This window comes from Nesterenkonia sandarakina (assembly GCF_003003175.1).
Classification (GTDB): Bacteria; Actinomycetota; Actinomycetes; order Actinomycetales; family Micrococcaceae; genus Nesterenkonia; species Nesterenkonia sandarakina_A.
The window spans coordinates 1-17108 of record NZ_PVTY01000008.1 but is presented as its reverse complement, the minus strand read 5'-3'; the positions used below and the strand labels follow the sequence as shown (position 1 = coordinate 17108).

Below are 17108 nucleotides of genomic sequence, written 5' to 3'. Positions count from 1 at the left end.
ACGGCTGTGACGAAGCCCAAAGGTGTGCCGATCGGTGACCTGACCCGGCATCGAGGGTAGGTTAGCCGGTATGGCGACACGTACTTCCCCCTCGCGAGCCGCCAGCACCAAAGGAAGCAAGACCTCCAAGAGTGCTGCCGGTCGCGCGACGACGTCGAAGAATCCCTCCGTTCCACCAGCAGACGCCCCTCGCGGGAACCTGCTGGCCTCCGCCGCGCGCGGCTTCTGGCTGGCCCTGGCCACGCCGGTGGCCTCCGCAGTGCGCGGAATCGGGCGGCAGGTGAAGGTCCACCCCGACGATCGCCGCGACGGCGCCGGACTGGTGTTCTTCCTGCTCGCGCTGCTCACCGCGGTGGTCGACTGGTGGGGAGCCCGCGCGCTGGACCACTGGGCGCTGAACCTGGTGCACACCTCCACGGCGGGGACCTTCGGCTGGGCCTCGGTGATCCTGCCGCTGATCCTGTTCATCGCCGCCGTGCGCTACTTCCGCGCCCCGCAGGACCATGCCGGCAACGCCCGGATCGCCGCGGGCAGCGCCATCATCCTGGTCGCCTCCGCCGGCATCGTGCACCTGGCCAACGGGCTGCCCACGATCAACGAGGCCTTCACCATCGGCGACGACGGCACCTTCACGGCGCTGCTGAACTCCGGAGGAGTCATCGGCTACCTGGTCAGCGTGCCGCTGGCCTCCCTGGTGACCCCCTATCCGGTCTGGGCGCTGCTGATCATCGCGCTGCTCTCAGGACTTCTGGTCATCACCGACACCCCGCTGCGCCGAGTGCCCGACCGCGTGGCGGTCGCCAAGGGCTTCATCGTCGGAGAGCGCCGCGAACCCCTCGAAGACCCGAACCTGCCCTCCGGCGGCGCCGCCCAGCGGCAGGCCCCGGCGCAGAAGCCGAAGCGCCAGTCCGCCGCCGCAGCCCCAGCGGCGTCCTACGACGACGACGCCCCGGCCCGCCCGCGCCGTGCCGCACGCCACGCCGAGGCCTCCGATGAGAGCCACCCGAAGAAGTCTCTGCTGTCCAAGATCATGGGCTCCAAGCAGGACGGCGAAGACTCCGACGCTGAGTCCTCGGACAGCGAGTCCTTCGGCCACGAGGATCACGAGGCCAGGCGCGCCACCGAGGGCGCCTATGAGGATCCGGTCTTCGACGAGTCCGAGGAGGACTCCTTCGGCTCCCCGGCAGTGCCTGCCGGAGTGCGCCGCCCCACCGCCCAGGAGCGCGCGATCCAGCGCGCCCGGGACAAGGCCGACTCCGCCGCAGCCCAGGCGGCACCCGCCGCGGCGGCAGCGGCTGCCGTGCCGCCGTCGGGCGTTCCGTCCTCTGCCGGTCTCAAGCGGAACCCCAACCCCGAGGCGCCCGCCCCGGCCGCGGCGATGCCGGTGCGCTCCGAGCAGCTCACCCTCGGCGGAGACGTCACCTACACGCTTCCGGAACAGGGTCTGCTGCCCTCCGGCCCGCCGGCCAAGGAGCACACCGCCGCCAATGACGAGATCGTCCACGCGCTGAACCAGACCTTCCAGCAGTTCAAGGTCGACGCCCAGGTCACCGGGTTCTCCCGGGGCCCCACCGTCACCCGCTACGAGGTCGAGCTGGTCCCCGGCACCAAGGTGGAGAAGGTCACCGGGCTGGAGAAGAACATCTCCCTGGCCGTGGCCTCCAACGAGGTCCGGATCCTCTCGCCGATCCCGGGCAAGTCAGCCATCGGCATCGAGATCCCGAACAAGGACAAGGAAGTCGTCGCCCTGGGCGACGTGCTGCGCTCCAACGCCGCACGCAAGACCGATCACCCGATGGTGATGGGCGTGGGCAAGGACGTGGAGGGCGGATTCGTCGTCGCCAACCTCGCGAAGATGCCGCACCTGCTCGTCGCCGGCGCGACCGGCGCCGGCAAGTCGGCGTTCGTGAACTCCATGGTCACCTCGATCCTGATGCGCGCCACCCCTGACGAGGTGCGCCTGGTCATGGTGGACCCCAAACGGGTGGAGCTCACCGCCTACGAAGGCGTCCCGCACCTGGTCACCCCGATCATCACCGACGCCAAGAAGGCCGCGGAGGCGCTGCAGTGGGTGGTCAAGGAGATGGACAACCGCTACGACGATCTCGCCCACTTCGGCTATAAGCACGTGGACGACTTCAACAAGGCCGTGCGCAACGGCGCGATCCAGCTCCCGCCGGACTCCAAGCGTGACCTGCGCCCGTACCCGTACCTGCTGGTCATCGTCGATGAGCTCGCGGACCTGATGATGGTCGCCCCGCGCGACGTCGAGGACTCGATCGTGCGCATCACCCAGCTCGCCCGCGCCGCCGGCATCCACCTGGTGCTGGCCACCCAGCGCCCCTCGGTCAATGTCGTCACCGGCCTGATCAAGGCGAACATCCCCTCCCGGATGGCTTTCGCGACCTCGTCCTCCACCGACTCCCGCGTGGTGCTGGACTCCGTGGGCGCCGAGAAGCTGCTCGGTCAGGGCGACGCCCTGTTCCTGCCCGCCGGCCGGCCCAACCCGATGCGCGTGCAGGGCGCCTGGGTCAACGACTCTGAGGTCCACGCCGTGGTCGAGCATGTGAAGTCCCAGCTCAAGGCGCAGTACCGCGAAGACGTGGTGCCGGAGAAGGTCTCCAAGAAGATCGACGAGGACATCGGCGACGATCTCGACGTGCTCCTGCAGGCCACCGAGCTGGTGGTCACCACCCAGTTCGGCTCCACCTCCATGCTGCAGCGCAAGCTGCGCGTCGGCTTCGCCAAGGCCGGACGCCTGATGGACCTGATGGAGTCTCGCGGCGTGGTCAGCGCCTCGGAGGGCTCCAAGGCCCGCGACGTGCTGGTCACCCCGGAGGAGCTTCCCGGACTGCTGGCGATGATGCGTGGTGAGGGCCCGCGCGCCGCGGCGCCGAGCGAGGCCGCCCCGGAGGCGTACGACGACACCGGGATCGAGTACGAGCCCGCCCAGTCGGTCCAGACCGGCCCCAGCGGCGTCCTCGGCGCGGGGGAGCCGGCGCAGCGTCCAGCACCGACCGCGGGCTACGCCGGGTCTGCCTATTCGGCAGCCTCCGCAGCCTCGGGCCACTCCGCGGCCTCGGTGCCCTCTGCCGTGTCTGCACACTCGGCCCCCTCGGGTCATTCGGTGGGCTCAGCGGTCTCGGCCGCCTCGGCCCCGGATCCCGCTGGCTACCCGAGCACCCAGCCCACCCAGGTCCAGCCGCTCCAGCCGCGCGAGGGCAGCGACTACGCCGCCCGCGGCGAGGAGGAGCCCACCCAGACCGCCCCCACCCATGCTGTCGGGCAGCGCCAGGTCAGCCGGGCGTCGCTCTCCAGCGCCGACCTGATCGCCCGTGATCTCGCCGAACGCACCGCGGCCCTGCCGCAGGCGAAGGACTATCATGACGGGCACGACTCCACGTCCGGCGAGGACATGTGGGAACTGACGGGACGCTGAGAGGCTCATGACTGATACACCGCGCGAACGAGCCGCAGAGACCGGGCAGCGGACCGAACCCCCGCTGCTCAACATCGCCAACGTCCTGACCATGGTGCGCATCGCACTGGTCCCGGTCTTCATCTGGTTCCTGGTGCTCGACACCCAGGGCCAGGTGTTCGGACCAGGCTCGGTCGAGGCCAGCAACGGCGGGTGGCGCTGGGCCGCAGCCGGGGTCTTCGCCCTGGCGGTGCTCACCGACAAGATCGACGGCGATCTCGCCCGATCCCGCAACCTGGTCACCGACTTCGGCAAGATCGCCGACCCGATCGCCGACAAGCTGCTGATCGGCGCCGGGCTGGTCATGCTCTCGCTGCTCGGCGAGCTGCCCTGGTGGGTGACCATCGTGATCCTGGCCCGCGAGCTCGGGGTCACCGTGCTGCGCATGGTGGTGATCCGCTACGGGGTCATGCCGGCCTCCCGCGGTGGCAAGCTCAAGACCGTGCTGCAGTCCGCCGGTCTGCTGCTGATGCTGCTGCCGCTGGTGGTCTTCGCCAGCTGGCTGGCCGACGTCGCCTTCTGGATCATGATCCTCGCGCTCGTCGTCACCGTGGTCACCGGATTCGACTACCTGTTCTCCGCGATCAGGATGCGCCGCCGGGTCCGGAAGGAGCGCGCGGGCTCAGCCGATCCTGGCAGGGATCCCGACCATGACTGACATCTCCGGGGAGCTGGGCGCGATGTCCGGCGACGCCGGGGAGGTCGCCCGCGCCGCCGAGCTTCACACCGAGCCGCGCACCCTGATCCAGAGCCTGGGCCACCGCGGACTCACCCTGGCCACTGCCGAATCGCTGACCGCCGGGGGACTCTCCTCGCGGATCGCGGAGGTCCCGGGCACCTCGGTGGCGCTGCTGGGCGGCGTCGTCGCCTATTCCAGCGCAGTGAAACGTAATGTTCTCGACGTGGACGCGGAGCTGCTCAGCGACCGCGGCGCCGTGGATCCCGACGTCGCGGCCGCGATGGCCCGCGGCGTGGCGTTCTGCACCGGAGCCGATATCGGCATCGCCACGACCGGCGTGGCCGGACCGGAGCCGCACGAGGGCAAGGACGTCGGCACCGTCTACCTGGGCCTGGCCTGCAGGAAGAGCGAGGCCGAGCGGCTCGGACTGCGGCTTCCCGACGGCTGTGAGCCTGCCTCCGCCGGCCTTGGCCCAGAGACCGCCGAGACCTGGATCTCCGGCTCGCTGCTGCTGGACCTGACCGGGGACCGCGCCGAGATCCGAGCCGCCTCGGTGGAGGGCGCCTTGAAACTCGTCGAAGACTTCTTGCTCACCGAGCCTCACGGCATCGGGATCGCGACTAGAGTAGAGACACATTAGGACCTTCAGCCACACCGGGAAGAAAACACCTGCGAAGACCGTTGACCACAGGTGGAACATACCGAAAGAGGAGTGAGTCCATGGTGAGACAACCAGTCACCGTCAACGGCGTGACCCGATGGAAAGATATGGACGTCGACGGCGTTGCCACGACCCAGCCCCGAGAGTCCAAGGGAGTGGTCCTGCGCCAGGAGATCGGTGACGTTTTGCGCAGCATCCGCCAGGCGGAGGGCCGCACCCTCCGAGACGTCTCCCACGACGCGCGAGTGTCCCTGGGCTACCTCTCCGAGGTCGAACGCGGTCAGAAGGAAGCCTCTTCGGAGCTGCTGGCCTCGATCTGCTCGGCCCTGGAAGTGCCGCTCTCCACGATGCTGTCCCAGGTCGCGGAGCGGATCGCGACTGCCGAGGGACTCCACGTCCCCGACACCGTACCCACCGAGTTCCAGCGCGAATTCGGCGGCGGGGTCGTTCCGGACCGCGTGCCCGACGCGCTGACCCGCGAAGAGCTGGCCCGCAGCGGGTCCTGAAGTCGCAGGGTCCGCAGGCTTGGACCCGCAAGGTCGGACCTGGAGGCACCGCCGGGTCGTCCGCCGAAACAGCAGAGATCTCGGCCGGAGACCAGCACCACAACCTGTGCCTGAGAAGTCATAGATTCAGCTTGGGAGGGCGCCCTATGGGCGGCCCTCCTTTGCTGTTCTAGACTGTTGCCCATGGAAAGTTTCGATCGACGCGCCAAAGTCCACGAGCTGGAGCAGGAATTCAACCGACTCTTCGTCCGGCGTCGATTCAACGCCCTGCAGCTGGCGCGTCAGATCGACTCGGAGATCGAACCGGCGTCCTACTCCGTGCTCGCCACGCTGCAGCAGATGGGCCCACAGCGGATGACCGCGATCGCTCGACACCTCGGGATCGGCAAGCCCACCCTGTCGCGTCAGCTCAGCACCCTGGAGAACCGCGGATTCATCGAGAAGGCCACAGATCCGGCCGACGGCCGCGCGCAGATGGTCTCGCTCACCGAGGAGGGCCGCGCCCGATTGGAATCCGCCCAGGGGGATCGCGCCGAGCGGTACCTGCAGATGCTCACCCCATGGCAGGAGCAGGAGATCGAGACGCTGTCCCAGCTCCTGGCCAAGCTCAACCAGTCCTATACCGAATTCGACGCCGAGCACGATCCAGCGCTCGCTCAGGGGTCCACCGTCCCCGGAGCTGTGAACGTCGCAGAAGACAAGAGGGTTTCGTGAGAGAAAGCCGTTTCTGGTTCCTCATGGAGGGCGAGTTCGGACCGAACTATGCCCACGTGCTGGCCGATTCGCTGGTGCTCAGCCAGTACCAGCTCACCGTGAAGTCCTCCCTGGAAGCCGGGGTGAGTCCGCGCGACGTCTGGGATGCCGTCTGCGAGCAGCAGGACGTTCCCGCAGACCGTCGGCTCGGCCGAGACATCGCGCCCAAGGCCTGAGCCGCTTCGGCTGGCGTCGCCGCCTGACCGTCGCGTGCTGGCCCAGGCGGTCGCTCGCCAGCCCAGGCAGTCCCTCGCTGAGCCGCTCGTGGCTGCGCCTCATGCTCCTGGTTCGTACCCCGGCCTCCCGCAGCTGATGCTCCCGCGCGGCGGGTGGAGAAGGTAGACACGCCGAGGGCGGCAGTCGAAGATATGTTCGACTCGATGCGCTAGAGTTTTCCCCAGAAGGCCCGTACCGCGGAGTGGATTCGATCAGATGCACATCGTCTGCCCGTGCACGTGGGCATGTCAGAGGGTCCGCCTAGTCTGGCACCACATACATACAACGAGTCATCGAGGTGAATCATGGCAGTCAGCAAAGATCGTGAGAAGGCGCTTGAAGCAGCGCTTGCACAGATCGACAAGCAGTACGGCAAAGGTTCGGTCATGCGCCTGGGTGATGAGACCCGGGCGCCGATCGAGACCATCCCCACGTCGTCGATCGCCATGGACGCCGCACTTGGCATCGGCGGCTTCCCGCGCGGCCGCGTCGTGGAGATCTACGGCCCGGAGTCCTCCGGCAAGACCACCGTGGCGCTGCACGCCGTGGCCAACGCGCAGAAGATGGGCGGCATCGCCGCCTTCATCGACGCCGAGCACGCCCTGGATCCCGTGTACGCCCAGAAGCTGGGCGTCGATACCGACGCCCTGCTGGTCTCCCAGCCGGACACCGGTGAGCAGGCGCTGGAGATCATGGACATGCTGGTCTCCTCCGGCTCCATCGACATCGTCGTGATCGACTCCGTCGCAGCCCTGGTGCCCCGCGCCGAGATCGAAGGCGAGATGGGCGATTCCCACGTCGGACTCCAGGCACGCCTGATGTCACAGGCGCTGCGCAAGATCGCCGGTCGGCTCTCCCAGACCAAGACCACCGCGATCTTCATCAACCAGCTGCGCGAGAAGATCGGTGTCTTCTTCGGCTCCCCGGAGACCACCTCCGGCGGCAAGGCGCTGAAGTTCTACGCCTCGGTCCGCGTCGACGTGCGTCGCATCGAGACCCTCAAGGAGGGCACCAACGCGGTGGGCAACCGGACCCGTGCCAAGATCGTGAAGAACAAGATGGCCCCGCCGTTCAAGCAGGCCGAGTTCGACATCATCTACGGCGAAGGCATCTCCCGCGAGGGCGGCCTCATCGACGTTGGAGTCGAGAACGGACTCGTGAAGAAGTCCGGCGCCTGGTTCACCTATGACGGGGACCAGCTCGGCCAGGGCAAGGAGAAGGCCCGCACCTTCCTCAAGGACAACCCCGACCTTGCCGATGAGATCGAGCGGCGCATCCGGGAGAAGCTCGGCCTGATCGCACCGATGGAAGAAGAAGGCGGACCGGCACTCAAGGCCGTCGACGGCTGATAGGAGGTCGCCATGGGTGATCAGCAGCAGAAGATCGAAGCTCTGCGGGCCGCCATGACGAGCATCCAGGAGCGGGACCCGGATGCACCGGTTCCTGACTTCCTGGTCGTCGATACCTCGGTGCCCGAGAAGCCACTCGAGACCACCGCAACAGGCCCGGCAGCTGCCGCCGGCGCCAGCAAATCCTCCTCCTCGGGTCACGAGGAGGAGGACGACGCAGAGGAGGATGCTGAGGGGGAAGACCCGGAAGCTTCCGAGGTCGAGATGTCCGCGCCAGGTGACATCGGATTCGGCGAGCCGGGGTCCGAGGAGCTCGACGACGGACCTCTGCGGTTCGGCAACTCTCCCGAGGCGCGCCCCCTGGTGGACCCGAACCTGGTTCCCGACCCCGCCGACGTCGACACCGCCGGCGTCAGCCCGGTCGGCGCGGACACCGTCGACGCCGACCCCGTCGCCACTGTCGACCCCGTCGCCACTGTCGACCTCACCGCGGACCTCGAGACTCCCGGCCAGGACACCTCCCAGCGGGCCGCGTCCGCTCGTCGTGAGATCGAGGACGATGACGAGGAGGACGATGTCCCTGCGGGTGCGATGGCCGGCGTAAGCCCCGAGGAGCAGTATGAGAAGGCCCGAGCCGTGGTGCTGCGCAGACTCACCGGCTCCCCGAAGTCCCGGCATCAGCTCGCCGTGGCGTTGAAGGAGAAGGACTTCAACCCCGAGGTCATCACCCGGGTGCTTGATCGGATGGAGGAGGTCCACCTGATCAACGACGTCGAGTTCGCCGAGACCTGGGTGAGGGGCCGGCACGAGCTCAAGAACCTGGGCAAGTCCGCTCTGCGCCGGGAGCTCCGCGAGAAGGGCATCAGCGAGCAGGTGGCAGCGGATGCGCTGGAGCAGATCAGCGCCGAAGACGAGAGCGAGGCGGCGCGCGAGCTGGTGCGCCGGAAGCTGCAGGGCAAGACCGTGCCCACCGGTCCCAGCCCCGAAGAGCGTGCCGAGCGGGACAAGGCCACCCGTCGGCTGGTCTCGATGCTGGCCCGCCGCGGTCACTCCCCGGGCGCGGCTTTTCAGATCGTGCGCGAAGTGATCGAGGATCACGCGGACGCGTAGAATCCTCTGCAATGAGTGATGCATTGATGGACCGCGCCGAGACCACCGCACCGGACCGCCCGCGAGCGGAGGACGGTGACGCCGTCGTCGACCCGTCGAGCGCGCGTGCGCGCACCTACGAGGTGCGGACCTTCGGCTGCCAGATGAACGTCCACGACTCCGAGCGGATGTCCGGGCTCCTCGAAGAGGCCGGCTACGGACCTGCCGAGGCGGGCACCACCCCCGATCTCGTGGTCTTCAACACCTGCGCCGTCCGGGAGAACGCCGACAACAAGCTCTACGGTCACCTGGGAATGCTTCGACAGACCAAGGCCGAGCACGAGGGCATGCAGATCGCCGTCGGCGGCTGTCTGGCGCAGAAGGACCAGGAGACGGTTCAGAAGAAGGCCCCTTGGGTGGACGTCGTCTTCGGCACCCACAACATCGGGTCCCTGCCCACCTTGCTCGAGCGCTCCCGCCATAACGCCGAGGCCGAGATCGAGATTCTCGAAGCCCTGGAGACCTTCCCCTCGACGCTGCCGACCAAACGCGAGTCCATGCACTCCGGGTGGGTCTCCATCTCGGTGGGCTGCAACAACACCTGCACCTTCTGCATCGTGTCCTCGCTGCGCGGCAAGGAACGCGACCGCCGCCCGGGAGAGATCCTCGCCGAAGTCCGAGCCCTGGTCGCCGACGGCGCCGTGGAGGTCACCCTGCTGGGGCAGAACGTGAACACCTACGGCGTGGAGTTCGGCGACCGCGGAGCGTTCGCCAAGCTGCTGCGCGCCTGCGGACAGATCGACGGACTCGAACGCGTCCGGTTCACCAGCCCCCACCCGGCGTCTTTCACCGACGACGTCATCCACGCAATGGCCGAGACCCCCAATGTCATGCCGCAGCTGCACATGCCGCTGCAGTCCGGATCCGACAAGGTGCTCAAAGACATGCGCCGGTCCTACCGCTCCAAGAAGTTCCTCGGGATCCTGGAGAAGGTCCGCGAGGCGATGCCACACGCCGCCGTCACGACCGACATCATCGTGGGGTTCCCCGGAGAGACCGAGGAAGACTTCGCGGACACCATGCGGGTCGTCGAAGCGTCGCGCTTCTCCTCCGCCTTCACCTTCCAATATTCACCCCGTCCCGGCACCCCGGCCGCGACCATGGAGCAACAGGTCCCCAAGGCGATCGTCCAGGAACGCTTCGAACGCCTGTGCGCGCTGCAGGATCGCATCGGCGCCGAGGAGAATGCCAAGCTCGTGGGCACCTCCCAGGAGCTTCTGGTCACCGCGAGCTCCGGCGCCAAATCCTCCGAGACCGGTCGGCTCAGCGGGCGGGCCCGGGACAACCGACTCGTGCACTTCGCCGTGCCCCCCGGAGCCCCCACCCCACGCCCCGGGGACTTCGTGACCGTCTCCATCACCCAGGCAGCAGGATTCCACCTGCTGGCGGACCCGCGCGAACCAGCCGAGTACCAGCTTCGCCGCTCTCCGGCAGGGGACGCCTGGGACCGCTGGCAGGCAGACTCCTGTGGCGTGGGCACCACCCAGGTGACCGGCTCCAGCCCGACCGCAGTCTCGCTCGGCATGCCCACACGACGCCCCGTCGTCTGATGCGCCCCGATCCAGACGCAGGCCAGGTCTCGGCCGCGGAGCTGAGCTCGTCGTCATCATCGTCATCGTCATCGTCGCCGACGCCGCTGATCGTGCTGGTGGGCCCCACCGCCTCGGGCAAATCGTCGCTGGGCATCGACCTCGCCCAGCGCCTCGACGGGGAGATCATCAACGCCGACTCCATGCAGCTCTACCGCGGGATGGACATCGGCACGGCCAAAGTCAGCGCGGCAGAGGCCCGCGGCATCCCGCACCACCTTCTCGACGTCCTCGACGTCACCGAAGAGTCCTCGGTCGCGGATTTCCAGGACCAGGCCCGCCGGATCATCGGCGAGATCAGAGACCGCGGCAAGACCCCCATCATGGTCGGCGGCTCCGGGCTCTACGTCCGCGCCGTGATCGACGTGATCGAGTTCCCGCCCACCAACCCGGAGCTGCGCAGCCGACTGACCCTGCGGCTTGACGACGAGGGGGCCGCACCGCTGCGCCAGGAGCTGCGCGAGCTGGACCCCGAATCCGCAGCCGTGATCAAGGATGACCGACGCCTGATCCGCGCCCTGGAAGTCGTGCTGCTCACGGGCCGGACGTTCTCCTCCTATATGCCTCAGCGAGTCCATGAACCAAGCCTGGAACCGGTGGTGCAGATCGGGCTCGACGTGGACCGCTCCCTGCTCTACCAGCGCATCGCGCAGCGCGTGGCGCGCATGGAGGACCGGGGCCTGCTCGACGAGGTGCGCACCCTCGACTCCGCCGGCCTGCGCCGCGGACGCACCGCCTCCCGCGCCATCGGGTACCAGCAGTTCCTCCAGGTCCTCGACGGCGAACTCACCCGCAAGGACGCGATCGAGGCCACCACGGTGGCCACCCGAAAGTTCGCCCGCAGACAAGAGACCTGGTTCCGCGCCGATCCGCGCGTCACCTGGCTTCCCGCACCCGCAGAGGACCTGGTCCAGCAGGCGCAGGAAGCGATCACCCGCGTCCGGCGTTGAACACCACGACGAATGATGTACCCGCCCACACGAGCGATGATCTCAGCAGCACCGCATCCAGACCGACGAATCCCGGCAACGAACCCCAGCACCAACGAAGGAGACCCGCGTGGCCCATCACCTCACCGGCCTGGAGGCCCTCACCGGCACCGCAGTCACCAAGGCCCACGCCACCGGCAATGACTTCGTCATGCTTGCAGACCCCACGGGGGAGCAGTCCCTCGAGGCGCACCAGGTGGTCGCGCTCTGCGACCGGCACCTGGGGATCGGCGCCGACGGAGTCATCCGCGCGGTCCCGGCGCATCTGGTGATCGGTGACGCCGTGGTGTCCCGGCTGCTCGCCGAGACGCCGGAGCTGAGCAGCACCGACGACGCCCCGCTGTGGTTCATGGACTACCGGAACTCCGACGGCTCGGTCTCAGAGATGTGCGGCAACGGCGTGCGCGCCTTCGCCCACTTCCTGATCGCGGAGGATCTCGTGCAGCTCAGCGACGGGCAGGAGCTTCCCGTCCTGACCCGGGCCGGCCTGCGCACGGTGCGCAAGGTCCCCGAGGGCTACGCGATCGGCATGGGAGTGTGGTCCTTCCTGGACCCCGAACAGGCGGCCTCCAACGCCTCGGACGCGCTGGTCATCGCCGCCGGGCTCGATGAACCGCGTCCCGCGCTGAGCATCTCCATGGGCAACCCGCATACCGTCGTCGCCCTCGGGGACGAGGCGACGCTGCATGACCTGAACCTCCACGAGGCACCGAAGGTGGACCCGGAGCCGCCGGCAGGGACGAACGTCGAGTTCGTCGTGCCCGCCGAGCCGCTGGTCACATCGGATGAGGACGGCCGGCCCGTGGGTCGGGTGCGGATGCGCGTGCACGAACGCGGCGTCGGGGAGACCATGTCATGCGGGACCGGCGCCTGCGCCGCCGCCGCCGCGGTGCGCGTCTGGGCCGCCGATGACAGCGTCAACCTCTGGAGGGTCGATGTCCCCGGCGGACAGGTCACCGTGCGGTTCACCGCCCGCGAGGACGGCGCCGAAGACGTGGAACTGTCGGGTCCTGCAGAGCTGGTGCTCACCGGGACGCTCGCCTGAGCCGCTGAGCGTCGCCGGCCTGCGGTCCCGCGGCAGATTTCTGGTCAGTCGCGGCTGATCCGCAGCAGCCGGAACCCCTTCGCGGTCTCGGCGCGGCCGCTGGTGAACGTCCCCGCAGCGCCGGCGAGCATCGTGGTGATCCAGGCCAGCAGCGAGTCGGCCCCGAGGTTCTTCTGCACGACCAGCCAGGCGGTGCCTTCCGGGCTGAGCCGGGGGAGCCAGTGCTCCAGGAGTCCATGCAGCACCTCCTTGCCGACACGGATCGGAGGATTGGACCAGATCGTGTCGAACTCGATCTCCGCGGGCACATCCTCCGGAGCCATCACGCGCACATTGCTCAGCCCCAGCGCCGCCGCGTTCTCGGCACACAAGATGCGGGAGCGTTCGTTGACGTCCACCGCCCAGACCGTGGCCTCGGGGGAGCGCATCGCCAGGGTCAGCGCCAGGGGCCCCCAGCCGCAGCCGATGTCGAGCAGATCGCCGTGGCTCGCCGGATCCGGAGCGTGCTTGAGCAGCACCGCCGTGCCCTTGTCCACGCCGTCGGGGGAGAAGATCCCCCCAGCGGTGGCCACAGAGACCTCGCGGCCGTCCAGGCTGACGCTGACGCGTCGGCGGGTGAAGGGCCCCTCGGGGGAGGCGGAGAAATAATGCTGGGAGTTCACAGGGTGAATCGTAGTAGACTCCTCCCCATGTGGATTCACCTGACGTACTCCCGCCCGCGCGGTTGAGTCACCCCTGCACCACCTGGCCGGCCCTCTGAGCCGGCAGTGTCGTTCGCCCGCGACCGGCGTCCTCCCCGGAGGAGCGCGCCGCCGCGACCCTCCAGCGGATCCGCAGGGACGGTCGAACACCCTTCATCCACACCCCTCGAACAAGCCCCGGCTGATCTCCACAGCGGACCTGCACACTTAACCGTGTCCGTGGTCGAACGTAGGATGGAGATCCACGGCGGGCAGGGCCAGGCCGAAAACTGGTCCTAAGGAGATCATGACCAAGCAGAATCACACGCCCGAAGCTTCCGGCGAGACCCCCGAGGACTCCACGGCGTCAGCCGCAGAGCAGTCCTCCGTCGATGCGACCATCGAGCGGATCCTCGCCGCTGACCGCGCCCGCGAGGGCGCACCAGCGCGGACCACCCGATTCGAGGCCGAACCCAGCTTCAGACGCAGCGGCATCCTGGGCGAACAGGCTCGCGAGATCGCTGGTGAGACGGCGCACTCCGAGTCCGACGGAGACCAGTTCGAACGCTTGGAGCGCCGTTCGCTGCGCCGCGTCGATGGGCTCTCCACCGAACTCGAAGACGTCTCCGAGGTCGAATACCGACAACTGCGCCTCGAGCGCGTCGTCCTCGCCGGGCTCTGGGGCGAGGGCACCGTGGCGGAGGCCGAGTATTCCCTGCGCGAGCTCTCCGCGCTGGCCGAGACCGCCGGTTCCACGGTGCTCGACGGCTTCCTGCAGCGCCGCGCCAAGCCGGACCCCGGCACCTTCTTCGGCTCCGGCAAGGCCGAAGAGATCCGCATCGCCGTGGCTGAGCTCGGCGCCGACACCGTCGTGGTCGACTCCGAACTCGCGCCCTCCCAGCGCCGTGGCCTCGAAGACATCGTGAAGGTCAAGGTCATCGACCGCACCGGCCTGATCCTTGACATCTTCGCCCAGCACGCGAAGTCCCGCGAGGGCAAGGCCCAGGTGGAGCTCGCCCAGATGGAATACATGCTCCCGCGCCTGCGCGGCTGGGGCGAGTCGCTCTCCCGCCAGGCCGGCGGCCAGGTGGGCGGCGCGAGTGCCGGCATCGGCTCGCGCGGACCCGGTGAGACCAAGATCGAGCTGGATCGCCGACGGATCAATGCCCGCATGGCCAAGCTGCGCAGGGACATCGCGGCGATGAAGCCGGCCCGCGACGCCAAGCGGGCCAACCGCAAGCGCAACGCCGTGCCCTCGGTGGCGATCGCCGGGTATACCAACGCCGGCAAGTCCTCGCTGCTCAACCGGCTCACCGACGCCGGAGTGCTGGTGGAGAACGCGCTGTTCGCCACCCTGGACCCCACCACCCGCAAGGCGGTCACCCCGGACGGGATCGGCTACACGCTCTCCGACACCGTCGGCTTCGTCCGCCAGCTGCCCACGCAGCTGATCGAGGCCTTCCGCTCCACCCTGGAAGAGGTGGCCGACGCCGACCTCATCCTGCACGTGGTCGACGCCTCCCACCCCGAGCCCGAGGGCCAGATCAGCGCGGTCCGCACCGTGCTGGCCGAGGTGGACGCCCATGAGGTGGACGAGATCATCGTGCTGAACAAGGCCGACGTCGCCGACTGGGACGTGGTGGAACGGATCCGCCGTCGTGAGCCGCACACCATCGTGGTCTCGGCCCACTCGGGAGAGGGGATCGAGGAGCTGCGTGAACTGATCAGCAGCTCCATCCCGCGCCCGAGCGTGCCGCTGGACCTGATGGTGCCCTACGCGCAGGGCGACATCGTCTCGAGGCTCCACGCCGAGGACGCCGAGATCCTCTCCACCGAGTACCTGGAGGAGGGCACGCTGTTGAAGGTGCTGGTCCGCCGGGACCTCGCCGGAGACCTCGCCGAGTTCCAGGTCCAGGCAGAGCCGACGCCTTGAGCGTGAGCACCAACCGGTCCACGGGATACCGGGAGACCACCGACCTGCTCGAGCGCGCCGTCACCGCCATGGGCGGGGTCAAGCGCGAGGGGCAGGTGACCATGGCCGAGCATGTGGCCATGGCGCTGCGCAAGCGCCGCCACCTGCTGGTCCAGGCGGGCACCGGTACGGGCAAGTCGCTCGCCTACCTGGTGCCCGCCGTGGTCCACGCCCTGGAAGCCGAGAAGCCGGTGCTGATCTCCACCGCGACGCTGGCGCTGCAGGCCCAGATCATGGGTCGCGACCTGCCCCGGCTGCTGGAGAACATCGCCGAACACGTCGAACGTCCGGTGGACGTCGCCCTGGTAAAGGGGCGCGCGAACTACGCCTGCAAGCACAAGATGGACGGCGGCTTCCCCGAAGACGACGACGAACAGGCGCTCTTCGCCTTCGCGGATGAGCCCACCGGCGGGGTCACCGCCTTCGAACCCGGCTCCCAGCTGGGCAAGGAGATCGTGGCGCTGCGGGAATGGGCCCAGGTCACCGAGACCGGTGACCGCGACGACCTTCCCAGCGGGGTGACCGACCGGGCTTGGCGCCAGGTCTCGGTCAACGCAGTGGACTGCATCGGCCCACGCAAGTGCCCGATGGCCGCAGAGTGCTTCTCCGAACGCGCCCGGGAGAAGGCCAAGGACGCCGACCTGGTGATCACCAACCACGCCATGCTCGCCATCGACGCCTTCGAAGGCCTCGACGTGCTCCCTGACCACGACGCCGTGATCGTCGATGAGGCCCACGAGCTCGCTGACCGCGTGACCTCTGCAGTCACCGCCCAGCTCTCCGCGCCGATGATCAAGGCCGCGGCCTCCTCGGCCCGGCGGCACACCGCTATCAACGTCGAGGCGCTGCAGAGCTCCGCCGTCGCCGTCGAGGCGGCCTTCCACCGGGTCGACTCAGGGCTTCTCGCCCGAGGGTTGAACCCGCAGCAGCGCGAGGCCGTCGAGCTGGCCCGCAACGCCGCACGGACCGCGCTCTCGGACTCCAAGCCCACCGGCGACGCCGAGGCCGACGCCGGGCGCAGCACCGCCAGGTCACGGATGCAGGCTGTGCTCGACACGGCCAACCGGATCCTGGAGTCCCCGGACACTCCCGACGTGGTCTGGCTGAACCGGCCCGGTGCCTTCGTGCCGGGACGCGGCTATCAGGAAGCGGACCTGGACGAATCTCCGCTCATCTACGTCGCCCCGACCTCGGTGGCCGGACGGCTGCGCGAGGGGCTCTTCGGCGATCGGACGGTGGTGCTGACCTCCGCGACGCTGACCATCGGCGACAGCTTCGACCCCGTCGCCGGGTCCCTGGGCCTGGCGGGGGAGAAGGCCCCGGCCTGGGACGCCGTGGACGTGGGCAGCCCCTTCGACTACCCCAAGCAGGGGGTGCTCTACGTGGCCAAGCACCTGCCGCCGCCGTCGATGAAGACCGCCCAGGCCCAGCGTGATGAGCTGGCCGGGCTCATCGAGGCGTCCAAGGGCGCCACCCTGGCGCTGTTCTCCTCCCGGCGCGCCGCCGAGGAGGCTGCTGAGGATCTGCGGCAGCGCCTGGACATTCCGATCCTCTGCCAGGGCGACTCGACCATGTCCTCGCTGGTCCGCGCCTTCGCCGAGGATGAGGAGACCTGCTTGTTCGGGACCATGAGCCTCTGGCAGGGCGTGGACGTCCCCGGGCGGTCCTGCCGGCTGGTCGCGATCGACCGGATTCCGTTCCCCCGTCCGGATGACCCGCTGGTGAGTGCCCGCAGCCAAGAGGTCACCAAGCACGGCGGCAACGGGTTCATGCAGGTCGCCGCGACCCACGCCGCCACCCGGCTCGCTCAGGGCGCGGGCCGGCTGATCCGGACCGCGGAGGACAAGGGTGTGCTGGCCATCCTGGACTCACGCCTGGCCACGGCGCGCTACGGCGGGTTCCTGAAGCAGTCGATGCCGGACTTCTGGCCGACCGTCAACGGGGATCTCGCTCGCGGGGCGCTGGCACGGCTGGCCGACAAGGACAGCTGATATGTAGTTGCAGTTTGTCAAGAGGCAGGATGAGGCGCCCGTCCCCGTGGA

Annotated in this window: 14 protein-coding genes; 13 read left to right on the top strand and 1 reads right to left on the bottom strand. The window is 68.7% G+C overall.

What is annotated here, in order from left to right; all coding sequences use genetic code 11:
* Positions 1–70 precede the first annotated feature (70 nt).
* From BCL67_RS07665 to dapF, 11 genes are all read left to right on the top strand, one after another.
* Positions 71–3439: an FtsK/SpoIIIE family DNA translocase gene (locus tag BCL67_RS07665; RefSeq protein ID WP_258174877.1), complete on the top strand. Its 3369-nt coding sequence runs from the start codon at positions 71–73 to the stop codon at positions 3437–3439.
* A gap of 7 nt (positions 3440–3446) precedes the next feature.
* Positions 3447–4136, top strand: a complete 690-nt coding sequence (gene pgsA, locus BCL67_RS07660; RefSeq protein ID WP_106122864.1) for a CDP-diacylglycerol--glycerol-3-phosphate 3-phosphatidyltransferase — start codon at positions 3447–3449, stop codon at positions 4134–4136.
* The gene (locus BCL67_RS07655) at positions 4129–4797 is read left to right on the top strand and encodes a CinA family protein (RefSeq protein WP_258174875.1); all 669 of its coding nucleotides are present in this window, start codon (positions 4129–4131) and stop codon (positions 4795–4797) included. Before pgsA ends, BCL67_RS07655 begins: the two co-directional genes overlap by 8 nt.
* Before the next feature lie 80 nt (positions 4798–4877).
* Complete coding sequence (locus BCL67_RS07650) at positions 4878–5324, top strand: helix-turn-helix domain-containing protein (protein WP_036475055.1); 447 nt, start codon at positions 4878–4880, stop codon at positions 5322–5324.
* A 183-nt stretch (positions 5325–5507) separates the two neighbouring features.
* Positions 5508–6038 carry a MarR family winged helix-turn-helix transcriptional regulator gene (locus tag BCL67_RS07645; protein ID WP_106122863.1) on the top strand — a complete coding sequence of 177 codons (531 nt, stop codon included), beginning with the start codon at positions 5508–5510 and terminating at the stop codon, positions 6036–6038.
* Positions 6035–6253, top strand: a complete 219-nt coding sequence (locus BCL67_RS07640; RefSeq protein WP_106122862.1) for a DUF3046 domain-containing protein — start codon at positions 6035–6037, stop codon at positions 6251–6253. The genes BCL67_RS07645 and BCL67_RS07640 overlap by 4 nt, the downstream gene beginning before the upstream one ends.
* Before the next feature lie 345 nt (positions 6254–6598).
* Positions 6599–7642 (top strand): recombinase RecA, encoded by a 1044-nt coding sequence (gene recA / locus BCL67_RS07635; protein WP_106122861.1) that lies wholly within the window; start codon positions 6599–6601, stop codon positions 7640–7642.
* 12 nt (positions 7643–7654) lie between these two features.
* A complete protein-coding gene (locus BCL67_RS15795; protein ID WP_258174873.1) occupies positions 7655–8752 on the top strand; it encodes a regulatory protein RecX in 1098 nt (365 codons plus the stop codon).
* Between the two features lie 11 nt (positions 8753–8763).
* Positions 8764–10341, top strand: a complete 1578-nt coding sequence (miaB, locus tag BCL67_RS07625) for a tRNA (N6-isopentenyl adenosine(37)-C2)-methylthiotransferase MiaB (RefSeq protein WP_106122860.1) — start codon at positions 8764–8766, stop codon at positions 10339–10341.
* The gene (miaA, locus tag BCL67_RS07620) at positions 10341–11330 is read left to right on the top strand and encodes a tRNA (adenosine(37)-N6)-dimethylallyltransferase MiaA (protein WP_106122859.1); all 990 of its coding nucleotides are present in this window, start codon (positions 10341–10343) and stop codon (positions 11328–11330) included. Before miaB ends, miaA begins: the two co-directional genes overlap by 1 nt.
* A gap of 109 nt (positions 11331–11439) precedes the next feature.
* Complete coding sequence (gene dapF / locus BCL67_RS07615) at positions 11440–12414, top strand: diaminopimelate epimerase (RefSeq protein ID WP_258174871.1); 975 nt, start codon at positions 11440–11442, stop codon at positions 12412–12414.
* A gap of 44 nt (positions 12415–12458) precedes the next feature.
* Here dapF and BCL67_RS07610 read toward each other — a convergent pair whose 3' ends face one another.
* A complete protein-coding gene (locus BCL67_RS07610; protein ID WP_106122858.1) occupies positions 12459–13076 on the bottom strand; it encodes a class I SAM-dependent methyltransferase in 618 nt (205 codons plus the stop codon).
* Positions 13077–13401: 325 nt separating this feature from the next.
* Between BCL67_RS07610 and hflX the strand changes: the two genes are divergently transcribed.
* A complete protein-coding gene (hflX, locus tag BCL67_RS07605; protein ID WP_106122857.1) occupies positions 13402–15027 on the top strand; it encodes a GTPase HflX in 1626 nt (541 codons plus the stop codon).
* A 2-nt stretch (positions 15028–15029) separates the two neighbouring features.
* Positions 15030–17057 carry an ATP-dependent DNA helicase gene (locus BCL67_RS07600; RefSeq protein ID WP_308737982.1) on the top strand — a complete coding sequence of 676 codons (2028 nt, stop codon included), beginning with the start codon at positions 15030–15032 and terminating at the stop codon, positions 17055–17057.
* Positions 17058–17108 lie beyond the last annotated feature (51 nt).

Coding starts and splice junctions, on each gene's coding strand:
- BCL67_RS07665 (WP_258174877.1), top strand. CDS start 71: ATGGCGACACGTACTTCCCCCTCGCGAGCCGCCAGCACCAAAGGAAGC.
- pgsA (WP_106122864.1), top strand. CDS start 3,447: ATGACTGATACACCGCGCGAACGAGCCGCAGAGACCGGGCAGCGGACC.
- BCL67_RS07655 (WP_258174875.1), top strand. CDS start 4,129: ATGACTGACATCTCCGGGGAGCTGGGCGCGATGTCCGGCGACGCCGGG.
- BCL67_RS07650 (WP_036475055.1), top strand. CDS start 4,878: ATGGTGAGACAACCAGTCACCGTCAACGGCGTGACCCGATGGAAAGAT.
- BCL67_RS07645 (WP_106122863.1), top strand. CDS start 5,508: ATGGAAAGTTTCGATCGACGCGCCAAAGTCCACGAGCTGGAGCAGGAA.
- recA (WP_106122861.1), top strand. CDS start 6,599: ATGGCAGTCAGCAAAGATCGTGAGAAGGCGCTTGAAGCAGCGCTTGCA.
- BCL67_RS15795 (WP_258174873.1), top strand. CDS start 7,655: ATGGGTGATCAGCAGCAGAAGATCGAAGCTCTGCGGGCCGCCATGACG.
- miaB (WP_106122860.1), top strand. CDS start 8,764: ATGAGTGATGCATTGATGGACCGCGCCGAGACCACCGCACCGGACCGC.
- miaA (WP_106122859.1), top strand. CDS start 10,341: ATGCGCCCCGATCCAGACGCAGGCCAGGTCTCGGCCGCGGAGCTGAGC.
- hflX (WP_106122857.1), top strand. CDS start 13,402: ATGACCAAGCAGAATCACACGCCCGAAGCTTCCGGCGAGACCCCCGAG.